Genomic DNA, 16,985 nt, shown 5'->3' with positions numbered 1-16,985 from the left:
GTTTTTTAAAGGAAATTTGTAATGGCTTTTGATTTTTTGGGTAAAATGAAGAAAAAAGAACGGCTTTTAGTCGAACATCACCTATTTCTCAGTATTTTGGATTATGCTAAACAAAATTTTTTTTTAATTATATTCTCGACATTGTGTGTATTTGTTGCATTTTCGGCAAAGATATTCCTTTTTACAATAGGTCTTGATACGGAAGGATTTATTGCAAACAAGAACGAAAGTATTATCCATTGGTTAGGTATAAGCAGAACTGCTCTTGTGGCGCTCAAAACTCTTTGTAACATAAATTTATTTAATCCTTTCTATTCCACGTTTATATCTATGCTTTTTCTTGTATTTTCGGCAGTTTCATGGGCTTTTTTCTTATCATATTTTGATAAAAAAAACGACAAGAAAATACCTGTATTTGCATTTGTAAGTATCGCAGTAACGTCACCGATTTGGGCTGAGAATTTACAATTTGCACTTCAATCGGCGGAAGTATTTTTTGGCATTTTTATCACACCGTTTGTGATAATTCTATTGTTTGAAGGTTTCACGAACAGGATTAAAAAAACAATAATTTTTGCTATTATTTTGATGGCTTTTATTATATGTATTTATCAAAGTTTTGCGATTTTGTTTATTTTCGGATTTGCGGTTGCAATTTTATTCATGTGTCAAAGAAGTGATTTCGATAAAAAATTACCATTAAAAATATTTATCGCGCTTATTGTTTCTCTAACAATTTATTGGCTTGTCGGGAAATTAATTATTTTAGCCCTTGGAATTGAAAAATATTTATATTTAATGAATACTTGGAATCTTGAAACAGTAAAGAGTAATTTACTTAATGTTTTCGCTTTTATATATATCCTGACTTTCGCAAAAATAGAGTTGATCCATTCAATAATTTCATCTTTATTTATAACAAATTCACAGACTACGATAACAACGGGGTTATCAATAAGTGACAGAATTTTTGAATTATCTACGGTTTTCGGTTCAATAATTCTACTGCCGCTCTCAATTATATTTCTAATATATATTTTTCGAGAAAAAATTAAGATTAATAATTTAGTTTATTTTTCAGCGGCGATCCTTATTTTGTTGTCGGTTTTGTTGATAGGTATATTTCTTGGTAACAAACCGCCGCTTCGGACGTTGTTTACGCTCCCGTTTGTATTTGGCTTCCTTTTTTATTTTATAATTTCTAGAAGTGAAAAGATATATGCCTGTATTTTTACGGTTTTAGCGTTTGTGGTTGCCTTAAATTCATCACAAATTTCATCGGCTTTATTTTATAGCGATAGTGAAAGATTTCGACAGGATGTTTTCTTAGCGCAACAAATACATTTTAAAATCCAAAAAATCGCCAACCAAAACGAAATCAATGCAATCGCCTTTATAGGAAAGCGTGAGCCGCAGAAAACTGCAAATTACATTCGTGGTGAAGTGATAGGTTTTTCGCAGTTTGAGTTTGGCGCAGACGGTTATTTTGAAAGTTCCATACGTGCGATAATGTTTATGAAAATGCTTGGAATGACTTATGAATTTCCCGACAGCAGTCAAATGACGCGTGCGAGAATTATTTCGGAAGAAATGCCGGTTTTCCCCCAAGAAAATTCCGTAAAAGATTGCGTGAGTTTTATCCTTGTAAAACTATCCGAAAGTAGTTTTTACGAATGAAAAAATATAATTCTTTTTATTATTGATCACAAAGTTTTGTCAATAGAAAATTTATAGAAAATCAGTAATTGCCGAATTTATCGTCGTCAAACGAAATCAATGTTCGTGAATCCGAAAATTTCTCCGGTAAATTACGATCGGTTGATATTTTCTTTATATGCCGCGTTTTTCTTTCCATTACCATTGTATTATGACGTTTCAACCTTTCGGTTTTCGCCGTTTCACCGCCGACGACACCAACCAAATCGCCCACCAAGCCGTTCATCGTAAGCGACTGTGAATTTAATTCCTGCGAACCTTCGGCCAATTCCTGTGAACCCGAAGTGTTTGACTGCGTTATCTGGTCCATACTTCTAATAGCGGAATTAACTTGCGAAACTCCACGCGCCTGCTCTTGAGCGGAGATTGTAATATCATTAACTATCATGGCGATTTTGTTTGACGCTTCCGTAATTTTACCAATCGCCTCCGTCGTTTCTTTTGCCAAATTTACTCCGTGTGAACTGCTTGCCTGCGAACCTTCAATAAGCTGCGCTGTTCTTTTCGCACTTTCCGCACTTCGTTGAGCAAGATTTCTAACTTCTTCGGCGACAACCGCAAATCCTTTCCCGAATTCGCCGGCTCGAGCCGCTTCAACCGCAGCATTCAGCGCCAAAAGATTTGTCTGGAAAGCAATTTCGTCAATATCTTTTAGTATTTTAGCCGTTTCGTTGCTTGAGCGCTGAATTTCCACTACCGCGTTTTGAAGGCGATTCATTACGTCTTGACTCGCTTTTGCTTTATCGACACTATCCTTAACCAAAATGTCCACATTTTTGACGTTGTCGGCGGTTTGCTTGGTCGTAGATGTAATTTCGTTAAGCGATGATGAAATTTCTTCTAAATTCGCTGCCTGCTCGTTCGCTCCGTTTGCCATTTCCTGCGATGTATTTGAAATTTCCCCTGCCGCCAGCGTAAGGTAACTTGAACTTTCCGAAAGTCCGTTGATAGCCGCCTTTATAGGTTTAACGATCGAACTGGTAATAATAATGCACAAAACGGTTCCTAAAACAATTGATAGTATCGCACCTGTCAGTAAAATTAAAATTGAAATATGCAACGAATCCGAAACAAATTTTGCGTTTTCTCCGCCGGTTTCGCTGTCTGCATAATATATGTCGTTAAGTTCTTCCAAAACTGATTGGCTTAATAAAAAATCCTGAAAAAGCGTTTCCGATTTCAGATGTTCGACAGTCAGTAAATCCATTTCCGAAGTATAACTATCTACAATTTTGAATATATTTACCAAGTTAATTTTTGAATCGGAAGGAATATTATAATTTTCGAGAGTTTTCAAATTTTCAAGCAACAGAGCCTTGTATTCCGCAGCTTTTTTGCCTGCTTCCCGATTAGTTTTGAAAATCAAATGGTTAAACTGCATTGAAACGGCGCAATTTTCGGCATTTGAAACAGCAGTCCATTCTTTCGTTTCCGTTTGGAATTTTGATTTCAAAACTTTAATCCGCTCAATCATACTTTCTCCGTTATTTGTCAATGACTCATTGAGTCGTTTCTTTTCATTCAAACTTTCGTTAAGAGAATGAAAGTATTTTTTTGAAGCGTTAATTCCTTTGTAAAGTCCGTCAACGCCGTCTTGCAATAGTACTAAATGTTTTGACGTTTTAAGCAATTCGTAAATTTTTACAAATATATCGTCCATAGTTTTCTCAAGTTGTACCGATTCAAGATAAAAACTGTCTTCCTGCGATATATAGTAGTAATTTCCGCAATAAAAGAATTCTGACAGTCCATCGTACATCTCACTCAAAACTTCGACGCCCGGGTTAAACTCTTTCGCCACAATGTCTGAATTATCGGCTACATTTTTGAGAGAAATTGAAACGGCGAACGACAACAGAACCATAACCGATATTACAAAAAGATAACCAAGGGCGATCTTTTTGCTTAAACTGAGTTTACCAAACACAGAAACCTCCAAATTTTAATATAAAAACAATCAATAATTTTGACTATTTATCTCCGGTTATGGAGTAATCAAATAAGCAAAATTGTTAATTGTTTCTTTTTTTATTTGAACGATAATCTGACATTGAAGTGTGTAAGTTCTTGAGAAATAATGATTTATAACGTGTATATGCGGGGATGAAAAGAGTAAATTCCAATTCGGTGCAATCATCGCGTCTAACCCTATTCTGAAATCTGTAGTCATTTTTTCAATGAGAAAATAATATTTGGCTTCGTACGGTTGTCAACGGGGCTATGTAATTTCTTCATTTTCTTATGTATTTTCTTTTGTAGGTTTTGTTTTGACTATATTCTTGCTGCAATAAATCCATAACCGACCAATAATAAATTAAGTGAAATACAGCTCAAAATTCCCGCCGCAACATCGTCCGTCATAATTCCGACGCCATCGTCCAATTGTTCGAAAAGATGAACGGGGTATGGCTTTACTATGTCGAAAAAACGAAATAAAATAAACCCGGTCAAAAGTACGGGCGCTGAAAGCGGTGTAAATAAAAACGTTATGATTTGTCCTGCGACTTCGTCAACAATAACGACTTTCGGATCGTCTTTCCCAAAATTGTTTAACGTGTCGGCGCAAAGCCAAAACCCTGCGAAAACAAAAATTGTAAATCCCAAAAGAAACAGATGCGCATTCTGATTTATGAACCAAAATTGCGTTATATCTATAAAATGATACAATAAAGCGACAGTCAAAAACGAACCGTACGTTCCCGCAGGACCGGGAATATAACCGACGTAAAAGCATGTCGAGAAAATTCTTCGTACAATAGAAATAAATTTTTCTTTCATAATTAACCTCTTGAAATGATTTTTCTGTTATCGATCGCCTGAACGAGCGTGTTTTGATCGGCGTGAACTATTTCAAGTCCCGACGACAAACCCTGTGCAAGTTTTGAGACGGTAATCGGCAACCCAGTCAGTGTTTTTTGTATGTAAAAAGTCGTCGTTTCCGCCTCGCCGGTGAATCCTAATGCGATAATTATTTCGGAGATTCCGCCGCTTTCAATACGTTTTTTGAGTAGATTTAACGATAATTTATCCGGCGTAATTCCGGCAATTGGAGAAATCAACCCGCCCAAAACATGATATACTCCTTTAAATCGCCTATTTTTTTCTATTGCAAACATATCGGAAGGGCGCTCAACGACGCAAATAATGGAACTATTGCGGTCAGGGTCGCTGCAAATCGGACAAATAGACGTTTCGCAAAGTCCGTTACAAATTTCGCAGTGAATAACGTTCTTTTTCGCATTTATTATTGCATTCGCCAATTTCAGCGGATTTTCATTTTGCAATTCCAATAAATACAAAGCCATCCTAAACGCACTTTTTTCACCTACCGAGGGCAAAATCCGTATAGCGTCCACCAATTCCTGCAAATGTTTGGGAATCATCAAAAACCCGACAATCCAAGTCCGCCGGTAATTGCTCCGAGCGAATCGTCGGATAATTTTTTAATTTGATCGTTTGCGTTTTTGAACGCCGCCGCTACCAAATCCTCAAGCATTTCGACATCATTCGGGTCAACCGCTTCCTTGTTGATTTTTACCGACTGCAAAACCCCGTTTCCGTCCATAGTGATTTTTACCATACCGCCGCCTGCGGTTCCTTCAATCTGTTTTTGCGCCAATTCTTCCTGCGTTTTTTGAAACTCCGCTTGCATTTTTTGCGCCTGCTTCATCATTTTTTGCATTACACCGGACATCTTTAACCTCTCAATCTATAAATTTCCCATCAAATTTCTCAATAATACGACCTATAATAGGTTGTTTTTGCATAATCGTTTCAATGTTTTCGTTTACTTTCGGTTCCAAATTTTTTACAATTTCTTTTGTTTCGGTTTTTTTTATATGAAAATCCCGCTCGTTTGTAACTATTTGCGGTTGTTTTTCAACAATCTTAGATTCTATGGGTTTAACGTCGTTTTCAAATTTTGCCGTTTCAAGCCTTTCAGGTTGTTGAACGCCGCTGTTTTCACTTTTCTTAAAAAAATCCAGCAGTTGAGAAATAGTAACGGTTTTATCGATATTTGCTATTTTTACAAGAAGCCGCTCAGCCGCGAACCGCCGAAAAGATGAATAATACAATTCCTTTTGAGTCATAGCCGCCATTTCACTTATTCGTATAATATCGCCTTCTGAGTATTTTTCCAAAAGCGATTTGCAGGAATTTGCCAAATCGTCTTCGGGCATATTTCCCTTTATCGAAAAAAACAAAAGCGAACGTAAAAATTCCGTGAGTCCGTCTATAAACTCCGAAATGTCATAACCGTCGTTAAGCGAATTGTCAAAAATTTCCAAAATTTCGGGAATTTTGCGTTGGTCGGCAAATTCTAAAATTTTTACATATGTATCAACAGAAATAAGCCCGAGAACTTCACGGGCTTGCCGCTCTTTTAAATCGCCTTCGCAGTAGGAACGCACTTGTTCCAAAAGCGAAAGAGAATCCCGCATGCTTCCGTTCGCTTTTCGCGCTATCAAACGCAACGTATTTTCTTCAAATTTAATAAGTTCCGTGTCGCATATTTTTGCCAGCTGCTTAAAAATCGCCTCTTCGCCAATCGGGCGAAAATCAAATCTTATTGAGCGTGAAAGAATTGTTTGCGGTATTTTCTCCGGCTCGGTTGTCGCAAAAATGAAAACGACGTTTGACGGCGGTTCTTCAAGCGTTTTCAATAACGAATTCCATGCCTGTTTGGACAGAGAGTGCGCTTCGTCAATCAAAAAAACGCGGGAATTCCCTGTGTTTCCTACTGGAACGTAATTTACGGATTCCATCAATTCTTTGACATCGTTTACGCCGCTGTTCGACGCTGCGTCAAATTCTACGACATTAAAATTTGAGCCGCTTATAGCCGCTTTGCAGCTGCCGCATTCTCCGCAAGGTTCTGGAGTCGGACCTTTTTCACAATTAAGCGCTCTCGCTAAAATTCGCGCCGTAGTGGTCTTTCCGACTCCGCGTGTTCCGGTGAAAATGTAAGAGTGCGCTACTTTATCCGCCGAAATAGACCTTTTTATCGTATTCGTAATGTGTTCTTGTCCGACGACATCGTCAAACGACATTGGTCGCCATTTTCTTGCAAAAACAAGATAAGCCATAATTTATTGCCGTCCGTTTCTGTTTTTTTTTGAAAAAATAATTTATTTTGCGGTGTTTTGCGGCAAAAATTATATTCGGTTTATGAAAAAAGTTATAATAATAACTATGATTACGATTTTTTGCTTGGCGATGTTTGCGGCAGGCGGATATTTTTTAGGACAAATTTTTGCTTATCGTTACGTTAGTAAGTGGGCGGATAAACTTATAGATTTGGATAACCGCGGATTACTTTCAAATTCGTTTGGTGCGGCATGGAAAGATATTTTAACGGACGACGAAATGCAAAAGCAGGTAAACAAAGTCGCCGGAGCGAATCAAAACAATTCAATAAAAGTTGAGATAATCAACGGGATTGCACTTGAAAATTATCCGTCGCTGAAAATTGTCGAGGAACTCAACAAGATTCCCGCATATTCAAACAAAATTGAAATAAGAGACAGAAACGGATTGGAAATAGCCAAAATTTTAACCGACCATAGCAGGGTTTCGTTTGATTCGTTTCCGAACAACTTAATTACGGCGGTAGTTGCGGCGGAAGATAAAACATTTTTTACCAACAACTATGGATTTGATTACAGCAGTTTCATAAGAGCGCTTTTGAAAGCGGGGGTGGATTTTGTAAAAACAAGAAAATTCCGTCCAGCCGGAACGTCCACGATTACGCAGCAAGTCGCGAAAATGTTCGTGTCACAATTAGACAACGGCGGGCAAAGGTTTGTTTCGCGCAGCGCCGACAGAAAATTACAGGAAGTCCGTATCGCCGGCGCGCTTAGAAAAAAGTATTCTCCAAAAGAGATTATGGAAGTTTATTTTAATCACTGCATAACCTCGTCGTACGGACTTGTGGGGATTCAAGATATTACGACGCAACTTTGGGGAAAATCGGTAAACGATTTGTCTGACGCTGAAGCTGTTTACATTTCACGGATGGTGAAATGGGGAATGAATTATCCGAACAAAATAATAAATCAATGCAGAATCGACATGCCCAGAATTAAAAAAGCGTTTGGCTGGGATGATGAAAAAGCGGCGCAAGTTCTTAAAGAAATTGATGTGTTGTCGTTTGCAAAAACGAAACAAATTGTATCCCAAAACGAACATTTGATAGATTTAGCTAATATTTATTGGTTAAAATTTTTACATCAAATAGGGTATTCAAAAGACTCGCTTTCGCATTTTGACATATTAAATTCAAATTCACTTATTCGTCAAAAAGGAAATTTGACTATTACGATGACGATAGATTTGCCGCTTCAAAGAGCGCTTGACAGTTTGGTTTCAACGCGCGGTTTCGGAAAAGACACAGTAAACGGCGTTGAAAAAAAACAATATTATGCTTATGGGATTATCGATAGCAAAACCGGAAAATTGCTTGCATATTCATCTCATGATGAAATAGGTTCACGGGCGGTTTCTTTGCTTTCTCGACCGATTCCTAACGGTTCGTCCACGGCAAAACCTATACTAAACGCGCTTATGTTTGATTTGGATATATTTATGCCGAACGAAATGTTTGACGATACTAAAGACGTTTCGGACGATGTCGCATGGGCGCGAGAAGTTAAAGATAATTTTGCATATTTCAAAAATTCGGCGGTCAAAAATGTGCCGTATAAAATAAAAAATTCCGGCGGGAAACTGGCGGGAGAAAATTTCGTATTTGATTTATTGACGTCGTCAAATAACGTATTGGCTCTTGAAACGCTTTATCGGCTGAATTCACGGGAAGTTTTTGATAAAAACGGGAATGTTACCGAAAACGGTTTTTTGTTAGGGCAGTTGTTTTATCGTTTGGGAATTTTGGATAGAATGAAAACCGAATTTGCCGGAAAAACTATTACGGGGGTACGCGTTTACAAAGAAATCGCCGGAGTTGTCGGAGCAAATACGGGCAATTTCTCAGATTTGACATATTCGGTCGCATTGGGAACTTTAGAACTTACACTATTGGAACAAATACACTTATATAACATCTTCCAAAATAACGAGATAATTCAAAATCCAAAAGAACATCCGTCGCTTTTTATTGATGAGATTATTATGTATGACGAGGTTTTGAAGCTCAAAAATTTTGACACTGTTACGAAAGTTCGTCCTTTTTCGGATTTGAGCAAAATTACTCCGTCCGCTTTAGGAATGCACAATCGACTTTGCGGACTTTATGACGGACTTTCTGATTTTGACATTTTGGAAACTGATGAAACGACGTTTTCAAATATTGCCAAAAGCGGTACAAGCGACGATATTTTACATCCGTTTGACGCGGGAAACGATTTCGAGAAAACAAATTATTGCCTTTGGAACGCTATTCTGCGGATAGATTTGAAGAAATTCGGATCTTCAAATGGAATTACCGACGTTACTATCGCTTGCGTAGGCGAAGGAAGTAAAAAATATACCGGCGCGGCAGATGGAAAATCAATGCACAAATATATCACTTCAGGGCTTTTGAAAAAAGCCGGGATTGCCGTTAAAGAAAACGGCTTTTATAAAAACTATGAGAATTATATTACGTCAGACCGGTTTGAAACACGTTCTTTGGAAGATTTGTTTAACGAAAACGATTAAATTTTTAATTATAAATACGAAAACTCAAAATGTACGTCTTTAAAAAAACTATTTTTGAAATAATTGCCTTATAGCGTTTCCGGTATTTGGTTCTACAAACATAGAGGACGATGAAACGATATACAAACATAGAGGACGATGAAACGATAATTGAAATAATAAAAGGCGCAAAAGGGCGTTCGCATTAAGAAAATAATTAGTATTGACAAATGATGCGTATGAAGAATAATTCAGGAGAAGGAAAAATGGATAAACAAAATTCAAAAATGATAAATATAACTCCCTTAATAATAATTGCAGTTATTTTATTTTGTTTTTCTGCGGCGTTTTTTATAATGACAATCGCGGCAGTTTTATTAAATACATACAAAATGCTGCCGGAACCGCATGAATTGGCGGATATTCAACCGGCGCTTGTGAGCAAAGTTTATGCTAACGACGGTTCATTAATTAACGAATTCAGCATTGAGCGTAGATTCTGGGTTTCTTTAGACAGTATTCCCGATGTATTAAAAAATGCGATTATATCAATTGAAGACAAAAGATTTAATTCACATTGGGGTGTCGATTCGAAACGAATTATTTCCGCCGCCTTAGTTAACCTGGTAAAACATGATTACGGACAGGGCGCGTCAACGCTTACGCAGCAGTTGGTGCGAAATATTTATTTTACGCAAGAAAAAAAAATTGTACGCAAAATCCGCGAAATTTTGACCTCAGTTCAAATAGAAAAATATTACACTAAAGATGAAATTATCGAATTGTATATTAATACTATATATTTGGGCGGCGGAACGTACGGCTTTTCCGCCGCGGCTCAAAAATATTTCAGTAAAAGCGTTTATACCCTTAACTTAAACGAAGCGTCTGTTTTGGCCGGTATAATACAACTTCCGGAATATTATCGTCCGGACAAAGAAAAAAATATTGAAAGAATAACCGTACGTCGGCGTTCCGTTTTGAAAGGAATGCTTAAAAAAGGATATATTGACAAAAGTGAATTTACCGAAACGGACGCAATGCCTATTCCTTCCAATCCGTTTTCTACCGTTACCGGGAAAGCTCCGTACTTTATAGAACAAGTTCGCAGGGAATTGGAAAATAAATTCGGCGCGGATATGCTTTACAATAGCGGTCTCTCAATATATACTACGTTGGATCCGTTAGCGCAATTTGCCTCGGAAGTCGCCGTAGAAGAGCATTTAAACGGGTTTCAACAAATGCAAAACGATCGTTTTTTGTTAAATAACGCCGCGTTGTTTAAATCGATAGGCGTAAACAGGAACGATACTGTAAGTAATTTTGATTCGCTTTATTCGGAAAATGAAAAATTATTTGACGAACTTCCTGATTCTTTACGGCTTCGTAAAATTGAAGCGAGCGTTTTGGCTATGGACGTAAATACGGGAGCGGTAAGAGTTATGATAGGAGGACGAGATTTTGAGAAATCGAAATTTAACCGAGCGTTACAGGGAGTTCGGCATCCCGGTTCGGCGTTTAAGCCGTTTGTTTATGCTGCGGCGATGAATAACGGTTATACTCCGGCGAGCGTAATTGCCGACAGACCGATCACAATTATTGACGAAACTCGCGGCGATGTTTGGCGTCCGGAAAATATTGATAAAAAATTTTACGGCGATATGACAATCCGCGAAGCGCTGCGAAGATCTGTAAATTTGGTAGCGGTTCAAGTAATTCAGGACGTAGGACCGAAAAAAGTCGTAGAATTGGCAAAAAACATGGGATTTTCGCATAATCTTCCGGCTGTTCCGGCATTAGCTTTGGGAACTTGCGAGGCGACTAATTTTGAGATTACACGCGCGTATTGCGCTTTTGCAAATCAAGGGCTTATGCCTGATCCGTATTTTGTGGAAAAGGTTGTCGATAAGAACGGAAAAATTATAAGCCGACACGAGAATTCCGCACAACAGGTTATTGAGCCGATACTCGCAGAACTTATGACGATTTTAATGCAGGACGTTATTCTACGTGGGACGGGAGCAAGCATTCGTGATAACGGGTTTACACGTCCCGCCGCCGGAAAAACGGGGACAACGAACAACTACACAGATGCATGGTTTGTAGGATATACTCCTCAAATTGCTTGCGGGGTTTGGATTGGGACCGACCGAAACCTGCCGATGGGAATGGGAATCACGGGTTCCCGCGGTGCAATTCCGATTTGGACTCCGGTAATGAAATCGTTGCATAGGGATTTGCAAGTTAAAAATTTTGAATCCGATAGTTTGGAAATCCAAGAAATTTGTCCGATTTCTCACGAATTGGCAAATAATTATTGCCCTAATCCTTACAAGGAAGTTTTCTTACCGGGAATTTTTCCTAATAAGTGCAGCATACATACTGTCGGCGAAAACCGCGACACTTCAAACGCTTTGAAATATTTTGGAACGCCGCCGCCTCAAAATACTCCTGCAAACACGGGACTAATATTTTAACAAAAAGGGTAAAATGAGAGAACATAAACATTCTGAGAGTTACGGATGCAAACATTACAAAAGTAATAAGTTGACAAAAAAATCTTTGTTTAACTTATCCAAATGGATGAACTGCGAAATAGGAGACGCCGATGGAATTTTAGAGTTTAACAATGTTTGGATGGATAGCAGAAAATTGCAAAAAGGCGATATCTTTATAGCGCTTAAAGGTGAAAATCAAGACGGACACGATTATATAAATTCCGCATTTGAAAACGGGGCTGTCGCCGCCGTAGTAGAAAAAGAATGGTTTTGTAAAAATCGTAGAAATTTTGGAGATTTTAATTTATTGCTTGTCGATAACGTCCTTTCGTCAATTCAAAAAGCGGCGAAAGAGTATCGTAAAATTTTAGGAATTCCTATAGTTGCCGTAACCGGTTCTAACGGCAAAACCACTACCGCCGACATGCTGAAAGAATTGTTGAGTAAAGGACTAAAAATCGGCGGGACGAAAGGAAATTTCAATAACCACATAGGGGTTCCGTTATCTATTTTGTCGCTTGAAGGCGACGAAGAAATCGCCGTTTTTGAAATCGGTGCGAATCATGCCGGGGAAATTGCCGATTTGGCGCAGATAATTAAGCCTGATATGGGAATTATCACAAATATCGGATACGCTCACGTAGGACTATTCGGCAGCATTGAAAAAACCGCTGAAGCGAAATTTGAACTGGCAAGGGTTATTTCAATTCATGATGGAATTTTGCTTCTAAACGGCGATGACGAAAGAAGCGTTAAACAAAACGAAATCGACAAAATTCCTGCGTTTTATTTTGGTTTGAAAGAAGGAAATCAAATTCGCGGCGAAAATACGATTTGTGACGAAAACGGCTGTTATTCGTTTGAATTCAATCAAAACAAATATGAACTTTCAATGCCTGGAATACATGCGGTTTACAGCGTCTTACCGGCAATTTATTTAGCGCTTTCCATGGGAATAGAAAGACAAATCGTGCAAAAAGCGGTAAAGGAATTAAAACCTTCAAATATGCGCGGGGAAATTAAGGTTATCGGCAATAGAAAAATAATAGTCGATTGTTACAATGCAAATCCGAGTTCAATGCAGACGTCTCTTAAAATGTTCAACGATATTCCCGCTTGCGCCAAACGGATAGCTGTTTTGGGAAGTATGGGCGAGTTGGGAGATTATGAAAAAGAACTTCATGAAAAATTAGGTAAGTCGCTTGTAAATTACAATATAGACTGTCTTATTACTGTCGGAAAATGTGCAAAAATAATAGCAGACGCAGCGCTGCGGGCAGGATTTGACGATAAAAGCGTTTTTGTGGCGGAAAATGCCGAATCTGCAGGTGATATTCTGCAGAAAATATCAAAAAACGACGACGTTATTCTTCTTAAAGGTTCACGAAGCGTCGGCTTGGAAAACGCTATAGAAATTTTAAAGAATTAGAAAGTAAACGTAAAAAACAACTTACTCTTTCATTATTATTTCCAAATATACGCTTCCTACAGCGCCGCCTTTACCCGGTTCAAGACGGTTTTGCGACGTCAACGTATTTGACGACGTAAGTGTCAATATGTTTCTTTTGTCGTTAACAAAATCCGTTATATCAACTCTATACGGAGGAAAAATCATCATATGCGACAAAGGCGTTTTTTTAACGCTTTCTTCAGGCAAGTCTTCTTCTTCGCCGTAATCTTTATCATTAAGCGTAATATTGGTAGCGCCCGACAAATCGTCAAACGCTAAAACGATCCGGCGATAATTTTTCGGCGCTTCAAAGTAATACACAGAAGAACCGCGTCCTATCAAATATGGGTATCCTTTTGTATCCCATGCGCATTGTTTGGCCGCCGCAACGTCAAGAATTTTCCAATTGTTTTGTCCTTTTTCAACCGCGGACGAAACCAGGACAAACGGCGGATACTTTATCGGATCCGGCAAATCCGCATCGCTTGATTTCCGTATTGAAACGAAATTTGTCTTATCTTTTATTATCGCATAAGAAATATCGTACGCCAAAAGATTCGGATCTTCAACGTACTGCGGATAAGAATTCGGATTCATCCTTTGAACTTCAATGCCGTTAATTTTTACTTTGAATCTGTCGTCAAGTATTTTTTCCCAGTCGGGAATATTATCATAAAATACCAATATTGCGGTTTCGGGATTGCAATCGGACTCAAACACCGCTTCATAATTGTAATGTATGATATTTCTGTCTCTATTTACGCTTACCATAGATTTCCATCGGGAAAGCGGAAATCTGTTCAGCGATTCTGTTTCAAAAATTCCACGTTCTTTTCCGATATTAGAAGAATATTCCGGTAATATCACGTCAAGTTTTTGAACCGTAAGAGATTCTAAAGTTTTAACGTTAGTTATAGTTGTTTCCAAAAGAATAATCTGCTCTCTGGGGTGAATCAAAAAATTAAAAAAACTTCCTTTATCTTCTGCGCTGTCAACATTAACGAACTGTCCGTTCTCAACGTCTACTTTCAAAAAATGTTTATTTTCCGTACGAGTGATTTCAATAGGTACGTTTTCGTTTGAAGTATTGAATATAGTAGTTACAAAATCTTTATCGATAGGGTAGTGGTTAACTAAAACTCCGCAGTTTCCTTTTTCAATATGGACGCGCTTGACGATATTTTCGTTTGATTTGATAATTAAGTCAACGATGTCGGGAACGTTTCCGACAATACAATGATGAATATTTGAATTAAGCATTCTATTGATTCGCACTTCAAAAATTTCACTTTGTCCTTCGTCAAAAGTGCCCGCAGGTTTTTTTTCCGTAAATAAAACTATTCCTTTTTTTATTACCATTCTTTCGATTTGCGCAAAAAAAGAATTATTCAAAAGCCGTACATACGGTAAAATGACGGCTGAATACAAGCCGCAAGCGGTTTTAACATATCCTTCGGCGGTGATTTCCGTACTTTCGTTTTTTACAAAATCCTCTTCGGTAATGATAGTGTACGGAATTTGATAAGTTCGTAAATCGTATATAATGTGTAAGAACGTTTCAATCGCTTCGTCTATAACGGCGTTGTCTCCCAGCGTATAATCCGCAATAAGCGACTGAGACGGCGAGATTATAGCGACGCCGAATTCGCTCGTTTTTCTTGCATAATTAATGGAAAGCGCCCTTTTACATTGAACTACCAAATCTTTTAGGTATCGGTAATCCGGGTGATTGAACGAGATTCCGGGCGGCGCATAATCTTCGTAGCGGTGAATGGGATTAAGATAAAATCCGTCTATAACTATTTTATCCGCGCCGAACAGTATTTGCCAATCGATTATCGACTTTAATTCGCCTATGGAATAAGATTTCATAGTGCTGTCGCGTCCGACGATTCCTATTGTCTCTATTCCGTTTGAACGGCTGATTTCGGATTGTATAATAAACGCCGTTTGGCTCGCATGACTTTCCGACCTGAACGCTGTTCCGCAGGCGTTTTGTCCTATGGAAGGCAAAACCGTATGCACGCCGTCGCATTTTACGTTTCTCATGTCGCTGTCTTGACTTATTAACCACATTTGAACGCTTTCTTGCTCACACCATTTTTGAATAATCGCGGGAAACCTGTCGCAAACCGATTCCCACAAAAAATTATATATGTGCGGACGGCATTTTAACAAAGCGTCGTCAATTCCGTCGAGGAAAAGCGCCGGAAGCAGCGCCGTTATATCTTTTTTAAAACGCGACAAATATTTTGACGCTATAACTTCTCTGTCCCATGGAATACCGTGTTCGCAAGGTATTATAGCCGGCATTTCAAACATAAACCCTTTAAACGTAGTTTTATCGACGCTTCTCGCCGTTTCAAGGATTTTTTGCAAAACGCCGCCGCAGTATGTTTGTGCGAGTTTGATATTATACATGTTCGGAATGTATTTCGAATCGCGGTTTTTTTCGTACTCCGCCGTAAACTTCAAAATAAGCCAATCGTTTCCCGCAGGAGCGGTCCAAGAAATCGATTTGTCAAAATGTTTCCCGTCAAAAATAACCGTAGAACCCGCAAGAGATATTTTTCGGCTTTCGGCTGGAACAGCCGCTATATAATTTTGAGAAAAAATATCCGGTTCAAATTCAAATTTGGCGCCGCCTTTACAAAATATTTTTTTAGACAGAACTAAGCGCTCGCTTCTGTAATTTTTTTCTTTTGCGACCGTTGAGTAAAACAAAGAATCGGCGGGTCTGTTAAAATCGTCGGCTAACATTACGTGTATTTTTTCTTTTTTAGCCAAAATAAGCGCTATCGTGAAAAATTCAAGAAATTCGTCGGTCATAAACCCGCAGGAAATATTTGAACAGGGACGAATAATTATTCCGTTAAATCCGTCTTTTACAAAAGAAGCGAGTTGTTTTTTTATACTTTCGACGCAAACGTTCCCGTTCCAATTCCATAACGCCCATGTCAAATCGCTATTTGTTTTTGAAAATAACTTGTCTGCGCTAATCATTTAGAGTTTAACCTTTCCGTAAATCGTGGGAGTAATCATAAAATTCAATTGAAAAAAGTAAAAAATGGAAATAATTTTGTCAAGAGTAAAAAAACTTTTACAAACTTTTTTTGTAATTTTCTCAAAAAATACGGCGGTCTGTTAAACTATTTATTATATTACTCTACCGATACGGATTTCCTTGTGTGTTTTAATTAATTTTATTTAAGGAGTTTTATTATGAACGTTTTTTCAAAGAAAAGTATTCTCGCCATTATCGCCATGTTTATCGCGAGCGTAATTTTTGTTGGTTGCGGAAGCGATAATAATGGAGGCGGTGGTGATGATCCCGTAGAACCAGCTGAAGGATTGGACCTTTTATCAAGTTCTGGAGAAACCCCATGGGTAAATCCGAATTTTACATTTACAGATGATGGCGAAGGCCTCACATGCGGCGCGTGGTATTATCATTCCGAATTTGCTACGATGACAAACGTACAAATAAAAGACGGAGAAATATCTTGGACAGCTACACTTGAAAAAAGTGATGGAAAAAATGATAAATGGCCTTATGCGGAAATGTGCGTGGCTTTTGACGCGGGCGCTCTTAACGCGGACGCGGTAATTCATTTGATTTATACGTCCGATAGAGACATAGAACTTGTTTTGAATGATAATACCGTGCTTGATAACGGACTTAAAGT

11 protein-coding genes are annotated in these 16,985 nt (G+C 38.2%); 5 read left to right on the top strand and 6 right to left on the bottom strand.

Annotation, left to right across the window (positions count from 1 at the left end):
* Window positions 1-21 precede the first annotated feature (21 nt).
* The gene (locus LBH98_08075) at window positions 22-1,677 is read left to right on the top strand and encodes a glucosyltransferase domain-containing protein (protein MDR0304703.1); all 1,656 of its coding nucleotides are present in this window, start codon (window positions 22-24) and stop codon (window positions 1,675-1,677) included.
* Between the two features lie 61 nt (window positions 1,678-1,738).
* On the opposite strand, the gene LBH98_08070 is transcribed toward LBH98_08075, so the two are convergent.
* The 5 genes from LBH98_08070 to dnaX all read right to left on the bottom strand — a co-directional run bounded on the left by LBH98_08070 (window position 1,739) and on the right by dnaX (window position 6,803).
* Complete coding sequence (locus LBH98_08070) at window positions 1,739-3,643, bottom strand: methyl-accepting chemotaxis protein (protein ID MDR0304702.1); 1,905 nt, start codon at window positions 3,641-3,643, stop codon at window positions 1,739-1,741.
* Window positions 3,644-3,987: 344 nt separating this feature from the next.
* The gene (locus LBH98_08065; GenBank protein MDR0304701.1) at window positions 3,988-4,494 is read right to left on the bottom strand and encodes a phosphatidylglycerophosphatase A; all 507 of its coding nucleotides are present in this window, start codon (window positions 4,492-4,494) and stop codon (window positions 3,988-3,990) included.
* A gap of 2 nt (window positions 4,495-4,496) precedes the next feature.
* Complete coding sequence (gene recR, locus LBH98_08060; GenBank protein ID MDR0304700.1) at window positions 4,497-5,099, bottom strand: recombination mediator RecR; 603 nt, start codon at window positions 5,097-5,099, stop codon at window positions 4,497-4,499.
* On the bottom strand, window positions 5,099-5,410 hold the full coding sequence (locus LBH98_08055) for a YbaB/EbfC family nucleoid-associated protein (GenBank protein ID MDR0304699.1): 312 nt from the start codon (window positions 5,408-5,410) through the stop codon (window positions 5,099-5,101). Before LBH98_08055 ends, recR begins: the two co-directional genes overlap by 1 nt.
* Before the next feature lie 10 nt (window positions 5,411-5,420).
* Window positions 5,421-6,803 carry a DNA polymerase III subunit gamma/tau gene (gene dnaX / locus LBH98_08050; protein MDR0304698.1) on the bottom strand — a complete coding sequence of 461 codons (1,383 nt, stop codon included), beginning with the start codon at window positions 6,801-6,803 and terminating at the stop codon, window positions 5,421-5,423.
* An 82-nt stretch (window positions 6,804-6,885) separates the two neighbouring features.
* Between dnaX and LBH98_08045 the strand changes: the two genes are divergently transcribed.
* The 3 genes from LBH98_08045 to LBH98_08035 all read left to right on the top strand — a co-directional run bounded on the left by LBH98_08045 (window position 6,886) and on the right by LBH98_08035 (window position 13,278).
* A complete protein-coding gene (locus LBH98_08045; protein ID MDR0304697.1) occupies window positions 6,886-9,372 on the top strand; it encodes a transglycosylase domain-containing protein in 2,487 nt (828 codons plus the stop codon).
* 245 nt (window positions 9,373-9,617) lie between these two features.
* Window positions 9,618-11,828, top strand: coding sequence for a PBP1A family penicillin-binding protein (locus LBH98_08040; GenBank protein MDR0304696.1), 2,211 nt, complete (start codon window positions 9,618-9,620; stop codon window positions 11,826-11,828).
* A gap of 13 nt (window positions 11,829-11,841) precedes the next feature.
* On the top strand, window positions 11,842-13,278 hold the full coding sequence (locus LBH98_08035; GenBank protein ID MDR0304695.1) for a UDP-N-acetylmuramoyl-tripeptide--D-alanyl-D-alanine ligase: 1,437 nt from the start codon (window positions 11,842-11,844) through the stop codon (window positions 13,276-13,278).
* Between the two features lie 21 nt (window positions 13,279-13,299).
* On the opposite strand, the gene LBH98_08030 is transcribed toward LBH98_08035, so the two are convergent.
* Window positions 13,300-16,302, bottom strand: a complete 3,003-nt coding sequence (locus LBH98_08030; protein ID MDR0304694.1) for a hypothetical protein — start codon at window positions 16,300-16,302, stop codon at window positions 13,300-13,302.
* A 219-nt stretch (window positions 16,303-16,521) separates the two neighbouring features.
* Here LBH98_08030 and LBH98_08025 point away from each other — a divergent pair.
* Window positions 16,522-16,985 (top strand): hypothetical protein (locus tag LBH98_08025; GenBank protein ID MDR0304693.1); only part of this gene is annotated, 464 nt, incomplete at its 3' end.

Source organism: Chitinispirillales bacterium (genome assembly GCA_031254455.1).
Lineage (GTDB): Bacteria > Fibrobacterota > Chitinivibrionia > Chitinivibrionales > Chitinivibrionaceae > WRFX01.
This window is presented reverse-complemented; position numbering and strand designations above follow the sequence as displayed.